This window comes from Niallia sp. FSL W8-0951 (assembly GCF_038006525.1).
GTDB lineage: Bacteria > Bacillota > Bacilli > Bacillales > Cytobacillaceae > Niallia > Niallia circulans.
In genome coordinates, this window is sequence record NZ_JBBOVK010000001.1 from 3,034,897 (window position 1) to 3,056,244 (window position 21,348).

The following is a 21,348-nucleotide window of genomic DNA, read 5'->3' on the forward strand; positions in this document are numbered from 1 at the left end:
TTAAGAGGCCTTTTTATTATCTATTCTTCTCAGTTGAATATCTTATATCATTAATAAATTTTAAAATCGGCTTATAGTTTTTCCCTACTAATCCAATCTTTTCTACAATTAATTCAATTATTAATAAAACAGTGGCTATTAAGAGGATTGCTCCCCATACTTTTGCCATAGAGAAAATGACTGCAACTAGTCCAAAAAATGATGCCATTGCATATATTATTATAACGGTTTGTCTATGCGTAAAACCTATATTTAGTAAACAATGATGTAAATGAGACCTGTCCGGGGCCGTTAATGGCTGCTTATTAACTAATCGACGAATTATCGCAAAGAATGTATCCGAAATAGGAACTCCTAAAATAATAACCGGAATAATAAAGGAGATTAACGTTACATTTTTAAAACCTAGCAGAGACATTACACCAATGATATAACCGAGAAATAACGCACCCGTATCTCCGAGGAAAATCTTTGCAGGATAAAAGTTGAAAAATAAAAATCCAAGTGTACTTGCTAAAACGATGGAGGAAATTGCAATTACATACCCATTTCCCATGATCATTGCCATACCAGTGATAGTAAACAAGGCAATACAGGATACACCTGATGCAAGACCATCTAAACCATCAATTAAATTAATCGCATTCGTTACGCCGACAATCCAAAGAATCGTAATCGGTATATCCAAGAATCCAAATTCTAGCTGGCCACCGAATGGCAAGTTGATAAATTCAACTTGTACACCGCCCCATACAACGACTATTACTGCAGCGATTGCTTGAGCAGCAAGTTTAATCTTTGCTGAAAGGGTATAAATATCATCTAATATACCCGTTATTATAATAATTACACTACCAATCAATATTGGATAATGATAGGCCTTATCTGGGTTAATTACTAAAGCACCGATGACAAAACTAATATATATTGCTAAACCACCCATACGTGGCATGATCTTTTGATGTACTTTTCGTTTCTCTGGTTTATCCATTGCTCCAACTTTAAACGCAAGCTTCTTCACTAGTGGTGTCAGTAAGATAGAAGCAATAAAACATACCACAAGCATTATATAAATCATGGAGATCCTCCCTAATGCCTCTCATAACGTATATTTTTAGGCATCTGTCTATTCTTGCATATAATCGAAATTTATTATAACACAATACTATCTTGCTTGGTTTAATAAATTCCACTCTTATTTAACATTTATATTACATTTTTTTAATCCTAAATAAACATAACTTGATTATTATTATATATGACGTGGTCCACTTTAGGAAAGTTTCAACCTAAAGCATAATTTTTTCATCTCTGCCCTATTAAAAATAAAACCGCTCTAACAGATAGAACGGTTTTACAAGGTACTAATAGAGACAAGCTTTCTCCTTAGACCTTTCCTACAAATGCAGGATCACTTCTTTTTTTCAGCCCAGCTTCTTGAAATTCTTTTTTTTGTTTCGGAGTTAATTTTTTATACTCTGCTAAAAATTTCTCATATGCTGGCATTACTTCTTCAATACTGCCGATCATTTTCACTTCGCCATGCTCTAGCCAAACACCTTTTTCGCAGAATTGTTTCATCTGGCCGATTGAATGGCTAACAAAGAACATCGTTTTCCCGCGTTTTTTAAATTCATTCATTTTGTCCAAACATTTCTCCGCAAATGCTTTATCCCCTACTGACAATGCCTCATCAATAATTAATACATCTGGATCTGTATGAACAGAAATCGCAAAGCCAAGACGGGACTTCATCCCACTTGAATAAGATTTCACTGGCTGATCAATAAATTTCCCTAACTCTGAAAACTCGATAATTTCTGGCTCAAGCTCTTTAATTTGATCTTTTGTAAATCCAAGCATCAAACACTTTAGCTCTATATTCTCACGGCCTGTTAATTCGCCGTTCACACCAGCAGATACTGCAATCAGAGATGCCTGTCCATCAATTTCTACCTCACCAGAAGTTTGGGGAACAATCCCCGCAATAATATTAGATAATGTTGATTTGCCGGAACCATTGACACCTACAAAGCCAATAACATCCCCCTTCTCTGCTTCAAAACTAACATCTTTTAAAGCAAAAAAGGGTTCTCCGTAACTTTTCGGAAGAAATATATCTTTTAGTTTCTCCGAATTGTTTTTATATAATTTATATCTTTTTGTTAAATTTTTAACGATTACAGACTTTTCCATACGGGACCTCCTATTATAAAAAGTCAATAAAATGTCTTCTAAATTTCACATGCATATATGACCCTACAAATAATAGGAGGAGAACTAATCCCCAGAAATATATGGTGATTGTTGGATGGGCCATGATAAACCAGCCCTCTCCTAACAATGCATAACGATAGCCTTCTACTAAATAATAGATAGGGTTTAATAACATCACATAATCAATAATCTTTCCAAAGGAGGAATCATTAAATCTTCCTGCCGGCCACAAGATTGGCGTTATATACAAGAGCACACGCATTAAAGATTGCAGCAACATTTGAAAATCCCGCACAATAGTTGAGATAGTTGATGTGATTAGTGATAGTGCAAATAAAAATAAAATAGCTGCAAATAAAAAATAAGGTATTTGCAAGTAATAAATCGTAATAGGATATCCAATAAATTGGAATATTATCATTATAACTCCCATTATCAATAATTGGGGATATAATAACGACAATATTACATAGGATGGTATAGCGCTTAAAGGAAAATTCATTCTTGAGACCATTCGTAGTCTAGAATAAATGGACTTAGAGCCTTGTGTTATAGCCGGGTAGATGAAAAACCAGATTAAAATTCCAGACAGCATCCAGACAAAAAATGGTATTTTTCCATTTTCTCCTGGTACAGTTCCCCTTCCTTGTACAAATCCAAATACAAACCAATAGATTGCAATTTGAATGGCTGGGTTAATAAACTCCCAAAGAATCCCCAAATAATTATTTCTATTAGAACTTTTCAACTCATACGTGGACAGCCTTTTTATTAAATGAAAATTATCTATTTGTTCTTTAATTACTTTAAACATTGAATTCATATTGTTATACCCTTCTAAAGTTATCATCTATCTTTATAATCTTATTTATGTCAGAGTGTATTCCATTTATTTTATCTCTAACTTTCTTATACCTAATATATTTTTAAACTACCTCCTGTCTATTCCCTTTTAGTCTCTTTATAAATATATAGATTTTACAAAGATTTTTCAAATACTAAAATATCAACTAATTTTCGATATTCACTTCCTAGTTCTCTTCCTTACCTTCTATTTAATATGATTTACAAGTTTTTTCTATACTATTGCAACTTACATCTGATTAATAACGTCCTATATAAATAGATAGTAAAATCGAATGGAGATAATTCCGAAACTTTTATTGTCAAATATCCGAATGAAACGATGTGATTGAACAAATGCTATAAAAAGTTATTATACGATTTTTAATATAGGAGATGCTTATGTTCCTCGGAAATTCTATATTAAGCCAATCTGTTTTAAACTATTATTTCCCCTTACTAAAGCATCTACATTATTTAATCAGTTTTATCAGGGATTTACTAGGTGTAAAGAATTAATGTACTTTTCTTAATTTTTATAAAAAGATATCTATTATTTTTTTTTTCTGCTATTCTTTATATTAGTTTTATCATATTTTGTCAGGATATGGAGGATTTAATTAATGCGATCAGATAAGCCTATAAAGAAGAAACGAACTTGGCTTCGTGTAACTGGTATTGTATTACTGTTATTGATTATTGGAATTGGAGCTTATATATACACGGTATGGCATTCACTAAATAAAGCGGTGGATACGATGCATGAACCAGTTGACCGGGTTACATCTAAAAGGGATAGCTCATTAAGTCTTAAGAGTAAAGAACCGTTTTCTGTGTTAATGCTAGGTGTAGATGAACGTGATGGAGATTCTGGACGTTCTGATACAATTATCGTAATGACAGTTAATCCAGAAAAAAAATCTGTTAAGATGTTAAGTATCCCACGTGATACTCGGACAGAAATCGTTGGTCATGGTACGACAGATAAAATTAACCACGCCTACGCTTTTGGTGGAGTAGCAATGTCTATGGATACAGTTGAGAACTTTTTAGATATTCCTATCGATTACTATATGCAAATTAATATGGAAGGTTTTAAGGATATCGTTGATGCAGTAGGTGGGGTAACGGTTAATAATGATCTAGACTTTACGTATGAAGGAGTTCATTTCCCTAAAGGTCAAATATCATTAAATGGTAAAGATGCTTTAAAATTTTCTCGTATGCGATATGAAGATCCTAGAGGAGACTTCGGTCGTCAATTACGTCAACGTTTAATTATTCAAGCTGTTATTAAAGAAGGAGCTAGTCTCAACACATTAACAAATTTCGGTAATATTTTCGAAGCTCTTGGTCAAAACATTAAAACGAATATAAGCTTTGATGAAATGGTTGATATTCAAGCCAATTATAAGAGTGCAGCAAACGACATTGACCAGTTAACGATTTCTGGCACTGGACAAACTATTAATAAAGTTTGGTATTTAGTTGTTAATGATGAAGAAAAAACAAGAGTGCAAACAGAACTAAAAAATCACTTAAATGTTGATTAAATACAAAAGACAGAGCAGTCCACATTAGTCTAATCTAGACAAAGGTGGCTGCTTTTTTTATGCTATTTGTCGTGCTTCCTTGTACTTGTAAATAACAATCAAAAGATTTAAAATAAATTAATTGGATAAACTAAATTTCTATCATCTATCTTTTATAGCCTATCATTATAGGTTAATCACTCTATTCAGGAGGTTATAATGAAAAAAGTTCTTACTTATGGTACTTTTGACTTGTTGCATATAGGTCATATAAATATTTTAAAACGTGCAAAAGAATTAGGAGACCATTTAACAGTTGGTCTTTCTAGTGATGAATTTAATAAAATCAAAAATAAAGAAGCTTTTCATAGCTATGAAAATCGAAAAACTATTTTAGAATCTATCCGATATGTAGATGAAGTAATTGCTGAAAATGATTGGGATCAAAAAATTAGAGATGTTGTTGATCACAATATTGATATTTTTGTGATGGGAAATGATTGGGAAGGTAAATTCGACTTTTTGAAAGATTATTGTGAAGTTGTATATTTGCCAAGAACAGATGGCATTTCAACAACAAAAATAAAAACGGACTTAATTAATATAAATGGTTAGAGAACTATTTATTTATATGTACTTAATGCTATTTTCTTTTCTGTTCAAGGTAGCTAAGTTGTTTCCTCTGCAGAAGAAAATAGTTTTTTGTGTGTCCTTTGTTGAAAATAATTACTTTATATACAATGAACTAAAAAAGAATTCTCAAACATATCCTTGCATTTTTTTAACAGACCATAAAACCACTTCCTTTTTTAAAGACAAAGTTACAATTGGAGATACAGTTCTTCCCTTCTCCCCCAGACACTTTGGATCTTTTTTAAAAGGAATTTATCACCTGGCAACTTCTAGAGTAGTTGTGTTAGATAATTATTTTGGTTTTTTATCAGCAATTCAGTTTAAAAATGAAGTTAGAAAACTTCAAATTTGGCATGCTAATGGCGCCATTAAAACATTTGGTTGGAAAGATTATAGTGTCAAACACCGTAGTAATCGTGCAAAGAAAAGATTTAGTAAGGTATATAATCAGTTTGACTATATCCTTTCTGGTTCGAAAAAAATGTCTGCAATTTATCAACAAGCCTTTTCTGTTTCTGAAAAGAGAATGCTAGAGATTGGTATCCCTAGAACTGATATTTTTTTCGACCAACATTATATAAAAAAAGTTAAAGATACATTTTACACAAAGTATCCTACTTTTAGAGAAAAAAAAATTATTCTGTATGCACCAACTTTCAGAGATGACCAAGGAGAAACTTCTGATTTACCACTTAACTTTGCTTATTTTAAAGAAAAATTAAAATCTGACTATATTTTACTTATTAAACTGCACCCAAGTATAAAAAATGCAATGGACCTATCAAATTACGAAGGTTTTGTTTACGATCTCTCTTCCTATCCTACAATGAATGATTTATTATTCATTTCGGATATATTGATAACAGATTATTCTTCTATTCCTTTTGAATATTCATTTTTACAAAAACCAATGATTTTCTATCCTTATGACTTAGAAGAATATTCTCAAAATCGAGGATTTTGGGAACCGTATGACCAATTAGTACCAGGACCTATTGCGCATAATTCAGAAGAAATTGTCGACTACATTAGTCACTCGTCCTTTGATTATAAGAAGATTGAAAACTTCCATGAAGATTGGAATACTTATTCATTAGGGAATGCTAGCAAAAATGTGGCTAATCAGCTTCATAAATGGCTAAAATAATGAATAACATACACTTTCTTTGTGACTATTTTTCTTGCTTTATCGAATACAGAAACAAAAGAGATTTGTACTAATGGGATTTATCAGACTATTTAGTTATGATAGATGCCTTTTTTATAGGGCCGCTAATTGTGTTACGATTACTTTAAATCCTATGGTATTTGTTGAAATGACTCGAAAAGAAGTGTATATTTAGTTTGGTTTATGTAAATGAAAGATTAAATAAATATGAAGAGACAGTTGATAGATAATCATGTAAAGGAGACTTAATTATGATATACGCTGAAATCCTTGCTGGTGGAAAAGGAACACGAATGGGAAATGTTAGCATGCCAAAACAATTCCTTCCATTAAATGAAAAGCCAATTATTATTCATACTATTGAAAAGTTTTTATTAAATGACCAATTTGAAAAAGTTATTATTGCTTCACCCAAAGAATGGATCAATTATACAAATGATATTATCAATAAATATATTGATAATCGTGACCGTTTAGTTGTAATCGAAGGTGGAGAAGATAGAAATGGGACCATTATGAATGGAATAAAATATGTGGAAGATACATTTGGGTTATTTCATGACGATATAATCGTAACGCATGATTCTGTTCGTCCTTTTATTACCCATCGCATTATTGAAGAAAACATCCAATACGGTCTTGAATTTGGTGCTGTTGATACTGTAATATCTGCGATTGATACAATTGTCGAATCAGAGGATGGCGAGTCTATTTCTCATATCCCTGTTCGTGATCTTATGTATCAAGGTCAAACACCACAAACATTTAATATGAAAATGCTGAAAGATCACTATTACTCCCTTTCTACGGAGCAAAAGGCAATTCTTTCAGATGCTTGTAAAATCTGTGTCTTAAAGGGCGAGAAAGTGAAACTTGTAACAGGAGAAGTATTTAATATTAAAATCACAACACCATACGATTTAAAAGTAGCAAATGCTATTATTCAGGAGCGAATAAACCATGATTAATCAAGTTTATCGTCTTGTTTCCCCAAGACAATTTGAAGTAACATACCAAGACTTCTCCTTAAAATCAGAATTGATTGTCGTTCGGCCAACTCATTTGTCTATCTGTAATGCGGACCAACGCTATTATACTGGATCACGCGGTAAAGAGACAATGGCAAAAAAACTACCAATGGCTTTAATTCATGAAGGAATTGGTACAGTTGTATACGATCCAAAAGGTGAAATAGCAAATGGAACAAGAGTAGTAATGGTTCCTAACGATCCTACTGAAGAAGATCCTTACATTGCTGAAAACTATTTGCGTTCAAGTAGATTCCGCTCTAGTGGCTATGACGGATTTATGCAAGACTATGTCTTCTTAAAGAGAGATCGCTTAGTTGAAATTCCTGAAGATATGAACCCATTTGTAGCAGCTTTTACTGAACTTATCACAATTGCCATGCATTCCCTTACAAGATTTGAATCAAGATCTCATAAACGCCGAAATACATTTGGTGTTTGGGGAGATGGAAATCTTGGATTTATTATGTCATTAATCTTAAAGAAGAAATATCCTGAGAGCAAAGTAATTTCCTTTGGAAAAACGCAGTATAAATTAGACCGTTTCTCCTTTGTAGATGAAGCGTACTTAATTGATGATATTCCAGAATCAGTAAAAATAGACCACGCATTCGAATGTGTAGGTGGTTTAGGCAGCCAATATGCTATAAACCAGAGCATTGATTTAATTGTGCCAGAAGGTTCTATTTCGATTCTAGGGGTGTCAGAGTATCCTGTTGAAGTAAATACAAGAATGGTTCTGGAAAAAGGTATTACCTTGATTGGCAGCAGCCGGAGTGGACGTGCTGATTTCCAAAATACCGTTAATTTTTATAAAGAGTATCCAGATATCGTAGATTACTTTTCTACCTTAATTGGAGAAGTCCAAACAGTTACATCTATTCAGTCCATTATTGAGGCATTTGAAAAAGACTTAACTTCTTCTTGGGGAAAAACGATTATGGAATGGAAGATATAAATCTTACCAAAAGATAAGAAAGGTAGATTGTTTTTGAAGAGTATAAAATTACTACCTACTGTTTTAGCAAAAATTGGTTTCCAATTTGTTTATTTACTTTTTTGTTTCTTCTTTAAAGTAAATCCCAAAAAAATTACCTTTGCATCTTCACGTTCAAACGAACTAAATGGTAACTTAGAATATATTTATTCAGAATTTAAAAGTAGAGATAATAATCTTATTTTAGTAAAATCATTCTTTAAAATTAAGAATGATTTTACTGGTAAGATACACTACTTATTTCATATGATTAAAGAGTGCTATCATATTGCAACTTCAAGATATTTTATTATCGATGATTATCATTATTTGATTTACTTAATTAAACCAAGAAAAAAAACAGAAATTATTCAACTTTGGCATGCTTGTGGAGCATTTAAAAAGTTTGGTATGAGCATAGTAGGAAAGCCAAATGGCCCAAGTAGGGAATATATAAAGACTGTTAAAATTCATTCAAATTACTCTAGACTATATGTCAGTTCGTCTGAGGTTATTCCTTATTATGCAGAAGCTTTTGATATGGAAGAGTCAAAAATATTCCCCCTAGGTGTTCCCAGAACTGATTATTTTTTTGAAAATCATCAGAAGGAAAAAGTGATAGAGAAATTACTACAAAAAATAGGATCATTCCAAGATAAACAAATAATTCTTTATGCCCCTACATTTCGCGGGAAAAGTTATCAACAGGACGTATTTGTTAGCCCTATTAATTTTAATTTATTAAAAGAGCAACTAAAAAAAGAATCAATCATTTTGATTCATTTACATCCTTATATGTCTTCTGCTTTCCATTTAGAGGACGATTTAAAAGATTTTGTTTACCATATCAAACATGACTTTACTATTGAAGAGTTATTATTAATTACAGATGTTCTTATAACAGATTATTCCTCTATTATATTTGACTATAGCTTATTAAATAAACCTGCGGCATTTTATGCTCATGATTTAAATGAATACATGCAAGAACGAGATTTTTATTATGAATACGAATCATTAGTACCTGGGCCTATTTTCTCTCACACAGAGAAACTTGTAGATTGGTTAAATAATGGGCAGTTCAATCAAGAGAAAATGGATTTATTTAAAAATAAATTTTTTGATTATACAGACGGAAACACTTCTAGTAGAATCGTTTCACATTTGCTTAGTTCATTGAATGATTTATGAAGTTAAGGAGACATAAATATGTTAAGAAAGATTATTCGAAAGTTAAGAAGAAGAACCTCTTCTAATTCATCCGGACCGGTAGTCCGTGATGATCTGGAATTTAGCATTGATAAGCCTGTTCAAATAACAGAGGATCGTATTATTATCCAAAAAGAGAAAATAAGTGAATCCCTTCCTGTTCTGAACGAAATAGCTGGAAAAATAGAAGAATATATTCCTCGCCGTAAAATAACGCAATTGAACTGGAATGGACCTATTTTGGAAATCGAGGGATATTTTTATTTAGAAAAAGTTCCTATGATGAATGAAGACCTCGTGAAAAAACGTTTAGTTTTATTAAGCACTAGTGGTTTAAAGGTATCTATCCCCTTACAAGATGTGCTTGTTAAGGATATCAAAACAACGGATTCTATTGATAGTAAGTATAGCTGGGCAGGTTTTCGCTCAAAGGTTAACTTTGCTACTATTACTTCCCATAATAGGCCGCTTCCTGAGGAGGAATATCGCTTATTCTTGGAGCTTGACGTCCATGTACTTGGCGATAAAGTATATAAAAAATCATTCCCTTTAGGAAATATTGAGCATTTTCTAGATAATGGTTTTCATTCAGCTAAAATGGAGTATTTCACCGCAAGAAAAGAAATGAAGTTCAACCTTTTAGCTACATATGATTTACCGTTAAAGACATTAAAAATTACGTCATCTAAATTGAAGGACTTAGATCCAACCTTAATGGGATTAGATGCAGACTTAAAACAGCGCGGTATCATTTATCGCATTGTCTACAAATGGTGTTTTTCTCTAACTTACAAAATATGCAAAACGCTATTACCATTGCAAACAAGAAAGATTATTTTTGCATCTGACAGCCGTAGTGAAATGAGCGGAAACTTCCAATTTGTCTATGATGAATTACTTAGAAGAAATTTAAATTATGACTATCATCTCCTTTTAAAAAAGGGAGTAGACGAAAAGAAAAATTATCGAGAAATCTTTAGCTTAGCTTATCATTTAGCTACTGCTAAATTTATTATTCTTGATGACTTTTATCCAATGATCTACCCACTAAAAATTAGAAAAAATGCTGAATTGATTCAATTATGGCATGCAGTTGGAGCATTTAAAACATTTGGCTTTAGCCGCTTAGGCCGTCCAGGAGGACCGTCACCAAAATCGAAAAACCATCGCAACTATACAAAAGCTATTGTTAGCTCTCATAACGTTGCAAAGCATTATGCTGAAGGGTTTGGTATTGACTTAGATAAAGTAATTCCAACAGGTATTCCAAGAACAGATGTTTTCTTTAATAAAGAATATCAGGAAGAAGTACGAAATAACTTATATGAAGAGTATCCATTCTTAAAAGGTAAGAAAGTAATTACATTTGCACCTACTTTCCGAGGAAATGGCCAGCAGTCTGCCCATTATCCAATGGAGGTATTAAATTTAGAAAAGCTATATAACGAATTGAAGGACGAGTATGTATTCCTTTTTAAAATTCATCCATTTGTAAAAAATGAATTTAGCATTCCTTACCAATTCAGTGATTTCTTCTATGATTTTTCTTCCTACCGAGAAATCAATGATTTACTATTTATTACTGATATCTTAATTACAGATTATTCATCTGTATGTTTCGAATATGCTCTATTAAATAAACCAATGATTTTCTTTGCATATGATGTGGAGGAATATGTCCGTACACGTGACTTCTATTATGACTATCATTCCTTCATTCCTGGTCCGCTTGCAAAAACGACAGAGAAAATGATCGACATTATTAAAAAGGAAGATTTTAAAATGGAGAAAATTGAGCCCTTTGTTCATTACTTCTTTGATGATTTAGACGGAAAAGCAACAGAGCGTGTTGTTGACCAGCTTATTATCAATAATTTTAATGAGTTATTATAATTAGATATCGAATGTTTAATGGAACAAAGTTGTTTTTTAATTAGCTACAAAAACTAAAAATTTAAAGAAAGTCGTCTTAATAAGCTTCTCTTATTAAGACGACTTTTTCTTTCTGCCGACATTTCTCGGGAAATACTTGTCAGCATTTGTTGATAATTTAGTGTTTTCAATAAATACAAACGCGGTATATATACTATAAGAAAATGAGTGGAAAGGATGATAAATATGAAAATAAAAGCTGGTAGCTGGAGATTACTAAGTTCTCAAGATAAGCAATTTATTTTACAAACTGTTTGTACCCTTTCTCAATATAAGGGAAAAGCTCATTCTAATTAAGCCTCATACACTTCAATTGGTAACCCATCAGGATCAGCAAAAAAAGTAAACTTTTTGTTCGTAAATGGATCGATCCGAATATCTTCAACTGTAATATTATTCGATTGTAAATATTGTACAGTTTCTTCTATGTTATTTACTTCAAAGGCAATATGACGTAAGCCGGCAGCCTCAGGATAACTTGGTCTTTCTCTTGGTTTAGGAAAGGAAAATAGTTCGATTTGATAGATATTGTTTACTAAAAGGTCTAGCTTATAAGAGTCCCTTTCTTCTCTGTATACTTCATTTATTAGCTTAAATCCTAAAAGCTCCACATAAAAATGTTTTGATACTTCGTAATTGCTGCAAATAATCGCTATATGATGAATCTTATTTACATTAAACATTTTATTACTCCTTTTCATTTAAAAATAAGCATCGTCATGTTAGAAAAAGCGAAGAAATTGTCTGGATTCCTTCGCCTCTATGTATTATTTATTGTGCCATTTCCATGCACTCTCAATAATTGTCTCTAAGCCTCTTTCTGTTTTCCAGCCTAATTCGCTGGATATTTTCTCCGAGGAAGCAACTAATCTTGCAGGGTCCCCTGCTCTTCTATCACCTAGAATTACATTTGCCTTTGTGCCAGTAACCTTTTCACACATATCAATTACTTGTTTGACAGAATAGCCTACTCCGTTACCTACATTATAGGTTTCTGCTTCCTTTTTTCCATTTAATAGAGCGTCTAATGCAGCTATATGAGCATTAGCTAAATCTGTCACATGGATGTAATCACGAATGCAAGTCCCATCCTCGGTTGGATAATCTGTACCAAAGACAGAAATAGACTCTCTCTCTCCTAATAATTGTTGAAGAATAATAGGAATTAAGTGTGTTTCTGGGTCATGACTTTCCCCGATTTCACCAGATACATGAGCACCAGCAGCATTGAAATAGCGTAAAACCACATAATGAAGACCATATGCGGTATGAAAATCAGCTAAAATTTGTTCTACCATTAATTTTGATCTTCCATACGGATTAATAGGTGCTGTTTCTGATGTTTCTACAATGATTTCTTCTTTTGGAATTCCATATGTAGCTGCAGTTGAAGAGAAAATAAAGTTTTTCACCTTATATTTCAACATGACATTTAATAACGTTAATGTATTGGCTACATTATTCTCATAATATTTATATGGGTCTTGAACAGACTCCCCGACTAGACTATATGCTGCAAAATGCATAACAGCTTTAATTGGATATTTAGAAAAAATCGCTTCTAAATCGTCTACATTCCCTAGATCCCCTTTTACAAAAATAGCACGCGAATCTACTGCTTCCTCGTGACCTGTAGCAAGATTATCTAATACAATCACTTCTTCTTTTTCTACTAATTCTTTAACCAAATGACTACCAATATAGCCAGCTCCACCTACTACTAATATCATAGATAAATCTCCTTTTAGTAACATTTTATCCTCTCTCCTATTTTATCACATTTTTTGTAAAAATTTTTTACAGTAAGATTTTAATCGCAAATTGGCACTAAAAAAGAAATATCCTATTGTCAAATAGACAAAAGCATAGTATCTTTAAATAGACTCAAATACAGAAAACGCTTTCAACTTTTCTCATCTATCATTTTAACAACAACATTTTATTTTGCTATTTTGCGCAAACGTTTTCACTGATGCCCCATCATGAACTCACTTTCTTAATAAATCACCTTTATCCCATTAGGGCAATCGTTTTCTTTGAAGTACATAGGTAGTAACAGAAGTCTTTCTGTTCTCATAAAAAAATGGAAAGGAGAATGTTTTTTGAAAACAAAAAATCATCCTTATCTCGTACTATGTTTAATTTTTCTTCTGATTTTCAGCAGCTTTGGAGGCTATCTTCCAAGTAAAAAGGCAAAAGCAGATAATTTACCAGATTCTCCTATCGTCAATGCTGATAAGTCTGTGCAATTCTCCTATGATAATGCATCGGCACAGGACGTGAAAGTGGCAGGAAGCTTTACTGACTGGCAAAATGGAGCATTAAGCATGAAAAAGGACAAAGACAATCGCTGGTCCCTTTCTATTTCAAATCTAGCAGCTGGCGTCTATCAATATAAGTTTATTGTTGATAATGAATGGATAACAGATCCAGCAAATGAGATTATGGAAGATGGCAATAGTCGCTTTGTTGTTCCCGGCTTAAACCTTGATTCTATACCGGTGAAGGTTGAAAAAAATAAATCATACCCATTAGAAGCGATCCTAGTTAATAAAGATGGCAGTACACAAAAAGAAACAGAGCTTACGTGGTCACTTAAAGAGAAAGTAGAAGGGATTAACATTGTTGATGGCCAACTAACAATACAGGACAATGCAAAAGCTAATGAATCCTTTATCCTGCTTGCTGATAAGGATGGTGAAAAGGTAGAAAAGAAAATTGATATTGTTGGCAATATGTATTCGTACACTATTAACTATTATCGTCTAGATGAAGACTATACGAAATGGGATTTATGGATTTTTAACAGTGGGGTTCCTGATAATGGCTTTCCATTTACAGAGAAAGTGACAAATGATTATATGTTTACAAGTGGGAACTATTCTTTTCCAGAAAATGAAATAACGATTATTCCTCGCAAAGGAAATTGGGAAGCGCAAGATATACAGAACTCTATTAAAATAGCGGATGGCAAACAAGCTGCTGAAGCATGGATAATTGAAGGGGTAGAAACTGTTTTCTATACAAAAGATGATGCTATTAACGCAATAAAAGATTTAAAAGGAGGGGATTATGTAAGGCGCCATATTCAGTTTATGTATGATCGTCCTGATTTGGATTATAAAGACTGGAATATATGGGTATGGGGGACTGGTGTGAAAGATGACCAAATCGATTTTGATCAAAACCTTCACGGGATGGCGACTGCAACAATTAATGTAAGTGAAGCAGCCCAAAGCGTTGGATTTATTTTACGAAAAGGCGAAAATTGGGATACAGCTGTTAAAGAAGGAAATGGAGATCGCTACATATCTCTAAATACATCGGATTTAATCACAAAGGTTTATGTTACAAGTGGGCAAGAGGAGCTATATATTGTGCCTGAAGTTACTGGACCCGTTTTAGAAAACGGAAATGCTACCTTCTACTATAGAGACAAAGATTTATATGCAAAGAATGAAATGGATAAACTAGAAAAGGTAGAACTTCAATTTAATGGAAAACGTTATAATATGACGAATGAAGCAAAAAATGAGCGTTTTTCCTATACAATTGAAAATATCCCAGAAGGAAAGCATCCCTATTCTTTCTTTGTAACAATCGATGGGATCGAAACAGAAGTAACTGATCCCTATAATACGGAAAATGGCACATCCATGCTTGTTTATGAAAAAGCAGATTTTAACTTGCTTACGGATATCACTCCAAAAGAAGCGACTTATAACGACAATGCCGTCCTTTCCGTTGATTGGCAAACAAACAAAAATACAGCTATCCGTGAAGTGTATGCTGATTTAAGCGCTATTGGCGGAAAAGGAAAAGTAGCAATTGATCCACAATTAAAGGAACTTACCATCGCTATTGACCAAAATACAACTACAGGAACGAAAGAAATTCCGGTATATATTACTGATCAGTATGGCAACATTCATACCGAGCAAGCAAAAATCACAGTTAAAGCAAGACAATCAGTGGGAAAAGATGATTTTGACTGGGATGAAGCAAGGATTTACTTTATGCTAACAGACCGATTCTTTGATGGAGATTCATTGAACAATGATCCATCTGGCATTGGCTATGATACAAGTAAACCTGGAACCTATCATGGTGGAGACTTTAAAGGAATTACAAAAAAGCTAGATTATCTCGAAAATCTAGGCATCAATACAATATGGATTAATCCTATAGTAGAAAATATTAAGTATGATGTTCGCTATGAAAATCCAGATACTCCTTATTATGCGTACCATGGATATTGGGCTAGTAATTTTGAAAAATTGAATCCTCATTTTGGAACAATGGAGGATTTCCATGAACTAATTGATGCAGCCCATGAGCGTGGAATAAAAATTATGGTGGACGTTGTCGTAAATCATGCGGGCTATGGGTTAAAAGCAAGTGATGCCGTAAAGGATGGAAAAATCGCTAACTTCCCTACTGCTGATGATAGAAATCGTTTTGCTGGAATGTTCCGTGATGGAGGCACAGATACTGTACAAGGCGAGCTATCAGGACTGCCTGATTTCTTAACGGAAAATCCAGATGTAAGGAACCAAATTGTAGATTGGCAAACTAGCTGGATTGAAAAATCAAAGACAGCGAAAGGAAATACCATTGATTACTTCCGCGTGGATACCGTAAAACACGTTGAGAATACAACGTGGTCAAGCTTTAAAAATGAATTAACAAAAATTTTACCAACCTTTAAATTAATTGGAGAAGCATGGGGAGCTCAAGTGAATGATGACCAAGGCTATTTAAATAGCGGTATTATGGACTCCTTATTAGACTTTGACTTTAAGAATTTAGCACGTGACTTTGCAAATGGTGATATAGAACGTGTCCAAAGAGCTTTAGAAGATAGAAACAATAAGCTTTCAAACACAGGTACATTAGGACAATTTCTAGGTAGCCATGATGAAGACGGCTTTTTAGAGTCTGTAGATGGTGATATTGGAAAGCTTAAGCTTGCAGCCGCATTGCAAATCACCTCTAAAGGTCAACCTGTCATTTACTATGGAGAAGAACTTGGTCTGTCAGGAGCAAATAATTATCCATACTATGATAACCGCTATGACATGGATTGGAATCTAACGGAAAACAATGAGGTTCTGGAGCACTATACAAAACTATTAAATGTTAGAAAAGAATACTCCAGCATATTTTCTAAAGGGACTCGTGCTCACATAGCAGGTAGTGATGCGGAAGGTTATTCTGTATTTAAACGAGAATACTCAAATCAACAAGTTTTTGTTGCCTTAAATACGAAGGAAACAGCGACAGAAGCTGCCTTTGAAGTTCCATTTATGAAGGAAGCAGTAGATTTATATTCTGGTAAAACATATTCTGTTAGTGAAAATAAAATTACGATAACTATTCCTTCTAGAGAAGACGGCGGAACTGTTTTATTAGTAGATGCGGAGCAAGCAGAGCCACCTCAACCAGAGGTACCTTCTACTCCTGGAGAAACGGATTCAGAAACACCTCCAACATCTAATGATAACGGAGTGAAAACGCCTGAATCAGATGGTTCCAAAAATCAAGGTTCTCATCAAGCAGCAGAAACCCCCAGCATTCCAAACAAAGGAAATGGAAAAGCTCTTCCTAATACTGCAACTGACTCCTATAACCATATTTTAATCGGTTTAGGTCTGCTAGTAATTGGAATTGGAACGGTAATATTTATTCGAAGAAAGAAACACACAGCAGATAAATAAGAAAATACCAGATAAGGGTTTCTCCTTATCTGGTATTTTCAGCTTGTTTTTCTTTGCTTATAAATAGAATAGAAAAAGGAGACATGCCCAACGACATTGCGTTTCCATAATCTTCTGGGTTCTTTTCCCATTCGATATAACCACTCAAGACGGAGATCGCGAAAGATTTTAGGAGCTCTTGTCACTTCACCGGAAGAAAAATCAATAAAAGCACCTACTGCCATCGTAATCGTACACTTTAGCTTTGAACGATATTCATTAATCCATTGTTCCTGTAACGGCATCCCAAATCCTACTAAAAGGATATCTGCTTTACTCTCATTAATCTGACTAATTATATTTTCCGTATTCTCTTTCGGGAAATAACCATCCTGGTTCCCTACAAATAAAATATTCTGATATGTTTGCTGCAGCCGCTCTTGAGCCTTTTGTGCGACACCAGGTTTAGCTCCCAAAAGAAACACTCGAAATGATTGGTTATGCTTCTCTTCATTTAATGACTCAAATAAAGCCGGAATAAAATCTGTCCCATTTAAATTTTCCTTAAAAGAGAAGCCAAAAAGCTTAGCACCCATTTCAATACCAATTCCGTCATTTAACAATAAATCAGCATTATTCAGCATATCACGATATTCTGCATCCTTTTGCGCAATATTATATCCATGATCATTTAGAAAAAAAACATCCGTTGCTTTTCTTTTGTCTAGTTTTTCCTTTATATACGTAATAGCTTCTTTTGAGCTTATAACATTTACTTTTAAATTTCCTAGCCATTTCTTATCCATTTTGTATCCCCTAATGAGAAATTTTTTAAAAAAGCCCTTTTCTATTATATAAAAATTGTCTACTAGAAACAATTCATGCTAGTAATACCTCTCTCATTCTATACTGTACAATTTACAATATTTACTATTTTTCCTTTTTTAAGAAATATTTACTATGCCGATGTTGGAATATGTCGAAAGTTTTCATATGAAAATGTTTTTAACTTTTGCATAATAGTGATAAAATTTTACTGTACAATTAACAGATAAAGGCAAACCATCTGAAAGGGTGGGACGCAAAGCTTCAGGTCTAAGGTAGATTTTTTTACTATGATGGCTGGGCCACCTTATATTCTATAAGGAGGTTAATTATCATGATTAATTTGTTTCCCACCGAAATTCAAACTGAAAGAAATTTAGACAGTGAATGGTTATCGCTTATCTCGGAGGCAAAAAAGCAGGGCTTAACGCAAGAAGAAGTCCGTGCAGTGTTAACAATACTAGAAAATAGCAACGAATAAATTTTTAGAATATTTTAAAATATGATAGCGTTTCAACCTTAATAGCGAATCTATTAAGGTATTTTTTCTCTTTTATGTCACCCGCAAAAAAAAAAGTGTCACATTGGACACTAAATAATGGGGAATAAAAGCGAAGTGTGTATTGATTTTTTCTAATAAAGGATGGATGTTTCAAAGAAAGAGCTTTGAAACGGAAAGATAATTTTGGCGTGAGTAAGTGTATAGAGTGAAAGCCTTAAGATGTTGGGGAAGTACGAGAGATAGTTTCCATCTGAATAATATGTTCTAGCTGTTTTATTCTTACATTACATTGTTCTAATTTTTCATTAGTCTTGGCCTGCATTTTAATTAATGTAACCATTAAATCTGGTACATTATTCACCTTGTTTTCCTCCTTTAAGGAATGGTTTGTTCTAGTTTTCTAGGATCCAAGAAACGTACGGATTCGGCAATAACTTCTGTTACATAGACCTTTTTCCGATCCTGATTTTCATAGTTTCTTGTTTGTATTCGGCCAACGACTCCAACCAGAGAGCCTTTATGACAATACTGGGCTGTATTTTCCGCTACCTTATTCCAAAAGGTACATTGCACAAAATCAGCATCGTAATCACCAGCTTGATTCTTGTAGTTTCTATTTATTGCAACAGTCACATGAACAATGGAAGTTCCTTCTTGCGTTACTCGCAGTTCTGGATCTTTCGTTAGCCTTCCTACTAAAGTAACTTGATTGATCATCTTCTCCCCCCCTTCTCTCTTAAATTAGTAAAATCATACTATAAATTAGAGCAAAGGCAAAATGTCGAAAATTCAAGTTTTGAGCGTATATCTATAAAGAAAACGAAGATTTCGCCTAAGCGATTTTTAAACTTCGGAGCAGAAATAGCGTTCAAATTTTAAGTTTTGCCTTTTTTATTTTATTAATAAAAAAACTCCTTCAGGAATGTCTAGAAAAGGAATATCACTTCGCTTTTCCCAAACAATCTTGAAGGAGTTTTGGTAGATTATTTATTATATCCGTCGATTACTGCATTCACTTGCTCCATTACGCCTAGCTTCAGTGCTTCTAGCTTACTTGTGCTGTCTTCTAAAGAAGAACTATTTACACTAAAGTAGAATTTCGCCTTTGGCTCTGTTCCAGATGGACGCAGACAGAACCATGAACCATCTTCTAAATAATATTTAATTACATTAGACTTTGGTAGATCAATCAATGTTTCTGTTAGACCTTCTGAACGTTTACTTGTTAAATAGTCTTCCACTGCTACAACATTTAAGCCCTTAACTTCTTTGATTGGAGCTTTACGGAAAGTATCCATAATATATGCAATTTGCTCTGCTCCATCTTTTCCTTTTAATGTTAATGATTCTAAACCTTCTTGATAGAAGCCATACTTTTTAAAGATTTCTAGTAAACCTTCATATAGCGTTAAACCTTTTGCTTTATAATAAGCAGCAACCTCTGCAGCAAAAATGGCAGATTGAACAGCATCTTTATCGCGCACGAAATCACCGATTAAATAGCCATAGCTCTCTTCATAACCGAAAAGGAACGTATGCTCATGTGTGTGTTCAAACTCTTTAATTTTCTCTCCGATAAACTTAAATCCTGTCAAAGTATCAATAGTTGGAATGCCATAAGATTCTGCAATCACACGGCCAATTTCAGAGGTAACGATTGTTTTAATGACAACACCGTTTTCTGGAAGTGTTCCCTTTGCCCTTTTCTCAGACAATAAGTATTCAAGCATTAATGCACCTAATTGATTTCCTGTAAGAACTGTGTATTCGCCACTTGCATCCTTCACTGCAACCCCTAGTCTATCTGCATCTGGATCTGTGGCAAGGAGAACGTCGGCATTGATTTCTTTGCCGTAACGAATCGCAATTTCAAAAGCAGCATGCTCTTCTGGATTTGGTGATTTTACGGTAGAAAAGTTAGCATCAGGTAATTCTTGTTCCTTCACAACTGTTACATTTTCAAATCCAAACGCTTCTAAACCAGCACGGACTGGCTTGTTTCCAGTACCATGTAATGGAGTATAAACAATTTTTAAATCTTTTGCTTCTGGCAAACGATTTAATTGGATTGTTTTTAGTTGTTCTACATAGGCAGCATCTACTTCTGCACCAATATATGTTAATAATCCTTTTTCTAATAACTCTTTTTCATCTAACACTTCTATTGTAAGCTCATCTTCTACTTCATTTACATATTTAATAATGATATCCGCAGCCTCAGGAGGAAGTTGTCCACCGTCTTCTCCGTATGCTTTAAAGCCATTATACTCAGGAGGGTTGTGACTAGCGGTAATCACTACTCCAGCAAATGTATTTAAATAGCGTACAGCAAAAGATAATGCTGGTGTAGGACGAAGCTCTTCAAACACATAGGATTTAACTCCAAGCTTACCTACTACTTTCGCAACTTCTAGGGCAAATTCCGGAGATTGATGACGAGAATCATACGCTACAGCTACCCCGCGCTTCATCGCTTCTTCTCCTTGCTCTACTATGTACTTCCCTAATCCTTCTGCTGCTTTACGAACAGTATAAATATTCATGCGATTAATACCAGGTCCTAGTTCTCCACGCATACCGCCTGTACCAAATTCTAAATGTTTGTAAAAACTGTCCTCCAGCAACTTATCAGATGTTTGTAATTCTGTTAGTTGCGCTTTTAAGTTCGCTTCTAGTCCTGCAAAACTTGTCCACTTTTCTACGATTTCTTTATAAGCCATTGTCGCTGTTCTCCCACCTTTAAATTAATTAACCATATATCTTAACATTACCTAAAATATGTATATA

The 21,348-nt window shown here is 33.6% G+C and carries 18 protein-coding genes and 1 riboswitch; of the genes, 9 read left to right on the forward strand and 9 right to left on the reverse strand.

Annotation, left to right across the window (positions count from 1 at the left end; all coding sequences use genetic code 11):
• Positions 1-16: 16 nt before the first annotated feature.
• From NSS71_RS15080 to NSS71_RS15090, 3 genes are all read right to left on the reverse strand, one after another.
• Positions 17-1,078, reverse strand: a complete 1,062-nt coding sequence (locus tag NSS71_RS15080; protein ID WP_047943667.1) for a glycosyltransferase family 4 protein — start codon at positions 1,076-1,078, stop codon at positions 17-19.
• 308 nt (positions 1,079-1,386) lie between these two features.
• Positions 1,387-2,196 (reverse strand): teichoic acids export ABC transporter ATP-binding subunit TagH, encoded by an 810-nt coding sequence (gene tagH, locus NSS71_RS15085; protein ID WP_047943666.1) that lies wholly within the window; start codon positions 2,194-2,196, stop codon positions 1,387-1,389.
• Between the two features lie 13 nt (positions 2,197-2,209).
• Positions 2,210-3,040 (reverse strand): ABC transporter permease, encoded by an 831-nt coding sequence (locus tag NSS71_RS15090; protein WP_047943665.1) that lies wholly within the window; start codon positions 3,038-3,040, stop codon positions 2,210-2,212.
• Between the two features lie 643 nt (positions 3,041-3,683).
• On the opposite strand from NSS71_RS15090, the gene tagU reads away from it, so the two are divergent.
• The 7 genes from tagU to NSS71_RS15125 all read left to right on the forward strand — a co-directional run bounded on the left by tagU (position 3,684) and on the right by NSS71_RS15125 (position 11,499).
• Positions 3,684-4,613 (forward strand): polyisoprenyl-teichoic acid--peptidoglycan teichoic acid transferase TagU, encoded by a 930-nt coding sequence (tagU, locus tag NSS71_RS15095; RefSeq protein ID WP_047943664.1) that lies wholly within the window; start codon positions 3,684-3,686, stop codon positions 4,611-4,613.
• 198 nt (positions 4,614-4,811) lie between these two features.
• A complete protein-coding gene (tagD, locus tag NSS71_RS15100; RefSeq protein ID WP_047943663.1) occupies positions 4,812-5,207 on the forward strand; it encodes a glycerol-3-phosphate cytidylyltransferase in 396 nt (131 codons plus the stop codon).
• Positions 5,208-5,232: 25 nt separating this feature from the next.
• Complete coding sequence (locus NSS71_RS15105; RefSeq protein ID WP_269083452.1) at positions 5,233-6,372, forward strand: CDP-glycerol glycerophosphotransferase family protein; 1,140 nt, start codon at positions 5,233-5,235, stop codon at positions 6,370-6,372.
• 272 nt (positions 6,373-6,644) lie between these two features.
• Entirely contained in the window at positions 6,645-7,361 is a 717-nt protein-coding gene (locus NSS71_RS15110; RefSeq protein WP_047943661.1) for an IspD/TarI family cytidylyltransferase, read from the forward strand.
• Positions 7,354-8,379, forward strand: a complete 1,026-nt coding sequence (locus NSS71_RS15115; RefSeq protein ID WP_047943660.1) for a ribitol-5-phosphate dehydrogenase — start codon at positions 7,354-7,356, stop codon at positions 8,377-8,379. Before NSS71_RS15110 ends, NSS71_RS15115 begins: the two co-directional genes overlap by 8 nt.
• A 33-nt stretch (positions 8,380-8,412) precedes the next feature.
• Positions 8,413-9,588, forward strand: coding sequence for a CDP-glycerol glycerophosphotransferase family protein (locus NSS71_RS15120; protein WP_176473329.1), 1,176 nt, complete (start codon positions 8,413-8,415; stop codon positions 9,586-9,588).
• Between the two features lie 18 nt (positions 9,589-9,606).
• Positions 9,607-11,499, forward strand: a complete 1,893-nt coding sequence (locus tag NSS71_RS15125) for a CDP-glycerol glycerophosphotransferase family protein (protein ID WP_082138395.1) — start codon at positions 9,607-9,609, stop codon at positions 11,497-11,499.
• Between the two features lie 332 nt (positions 11,500-11,831).
• Here the strand turns inward: NSS71_RS15125 and gloA2 are convergent, their stop codons facing one another.
• A complete protein-coding gene (gene gloA2, locus NSS71_RS15130; protein ID WP_047943659.1) occupies positions 11,832-12,221 on the reverse strand; it encodes an SMU1112c/YaeR family gloxylase I-like metalloprotein in 390 nt (129 codons plus the stop codon).
• An 84-nt stretch (positions 12,222-12,305) separates the two neighbouring features.
• Positions 12,306-13,268, reverse strand: a complete 963-nt coding sequence (gene galE / locus NSS71_RS15135; protein WP_047943684.1) for a UDP-glucose 4-epimerase GalE — start codon at positions 13,266-13,268, stop codon at positions 12,306-12,308.
• Positions 13,269-13,640: 372 nt separating this feature from the next.
• On the opposite strand from galE, the gene NSS71_RS15140 reads away from it, so the two are divergent.
• The gene (locus tag NSS71_RS15140; RefSeq protein WP_341116460.1) at positions 13,641-17,255 is read left to right on the forward strand and encodes an alpha-amylase family glycosyl hydrolase; all 3,615 of its coding nucleotides are present in this window, start codon (positions 13,641-13,643) and stop codon (positions 17,253-17,255) included.
• A gap of 38 nt (positions 17,256-17,293) precedes the next feature.
• On the opposite strand, the gene NSS71_RS15145 is transcribed toward NSS71_RS15140, so the two are convergent.
• Positions 17,294-18,040, reverse strand: a complete 747-nt coding sequence (locus tag NSS71_RS15145; RefSeq protein WP_095258457.1) for a WecB/TagA/CpsF family glycosyltransferase — start codon at positions 18,038-18,040, stop codon at positions 17,294-17,296.
• Between the two features lie 240 nt (positions 18,041-18,280).
• A riboswitch (cyclic di-GMP riboswitch) is annotated at positions 18,281-18,369 on the forward strand.
• Between the two features lie 24 nt (positions 18,370-18,393).
• On the opposite strand from NSS71_RS15145, the gene NSS71_RS15150 reads away from it, so the two are divergent.
• Positions 18,394-18,540 (forward strand): anti-repressor SinI family protein, encoded by a 147-nt coding sequence (locus NSS71_RS15150; protein WP_095258455.1) that lies wholly within the window; start codon positions 18,394-18,396, stop codon positions 18,538-18,540.
• 235 nt (positions 18,541-18,775) lie between these two features.
• Here the strand turns inward: NSS71_RS15150 and NSS71_RS15155 are convergent, their stop codons facing one another.
• The 3 genes from NSS71_RS15155 to NSS71_RS15165 all read right to left on the reverse strand — a co-directional run bounded on the left by NSS71_RS15155 (position 18,776) and on the right by NSS71_RS15165 (position 21,281).
• Positions 18,776-18,922 (reverse strand): hypothetical protein, encoded by a 147-nt coding sequence (locus tag NSS71_RS15155; protein WP_163186436.1) that lies wholly within the window; start codon positions 18,920-18,922, stop codon positions 18,776-18,778.
• Between the two features lie 14 nt (positions 18,923-18,936).
• Positions 18,937-19,278: a single-stranded DNA-binding protein gene (locus NSS71_RS15160; RefSeq protein ID WP_047943656.1), complete on the reverse strand. Its 342-nt coding sequence runs from the start codon at positions 19,276-19,278 to the stop codon at positions 18,937-18,939.
• A gap of 266 nt (positions 19,279-19,544) precedes the next feature.
• Positions 19,545-21,281: a phospho-sugar mutase gene (locus NSS71_RS15165; protein ID WP_144544688.1), complete on the reverse strand. Its 1,737-nt coding sequence runs from the start codon at positions 21,279-21,281 to the stop codon at positions 19,545-19,547.
• Between the last annotated feature and the right edge of the window lie 67 nt (positions 21,282-21,348).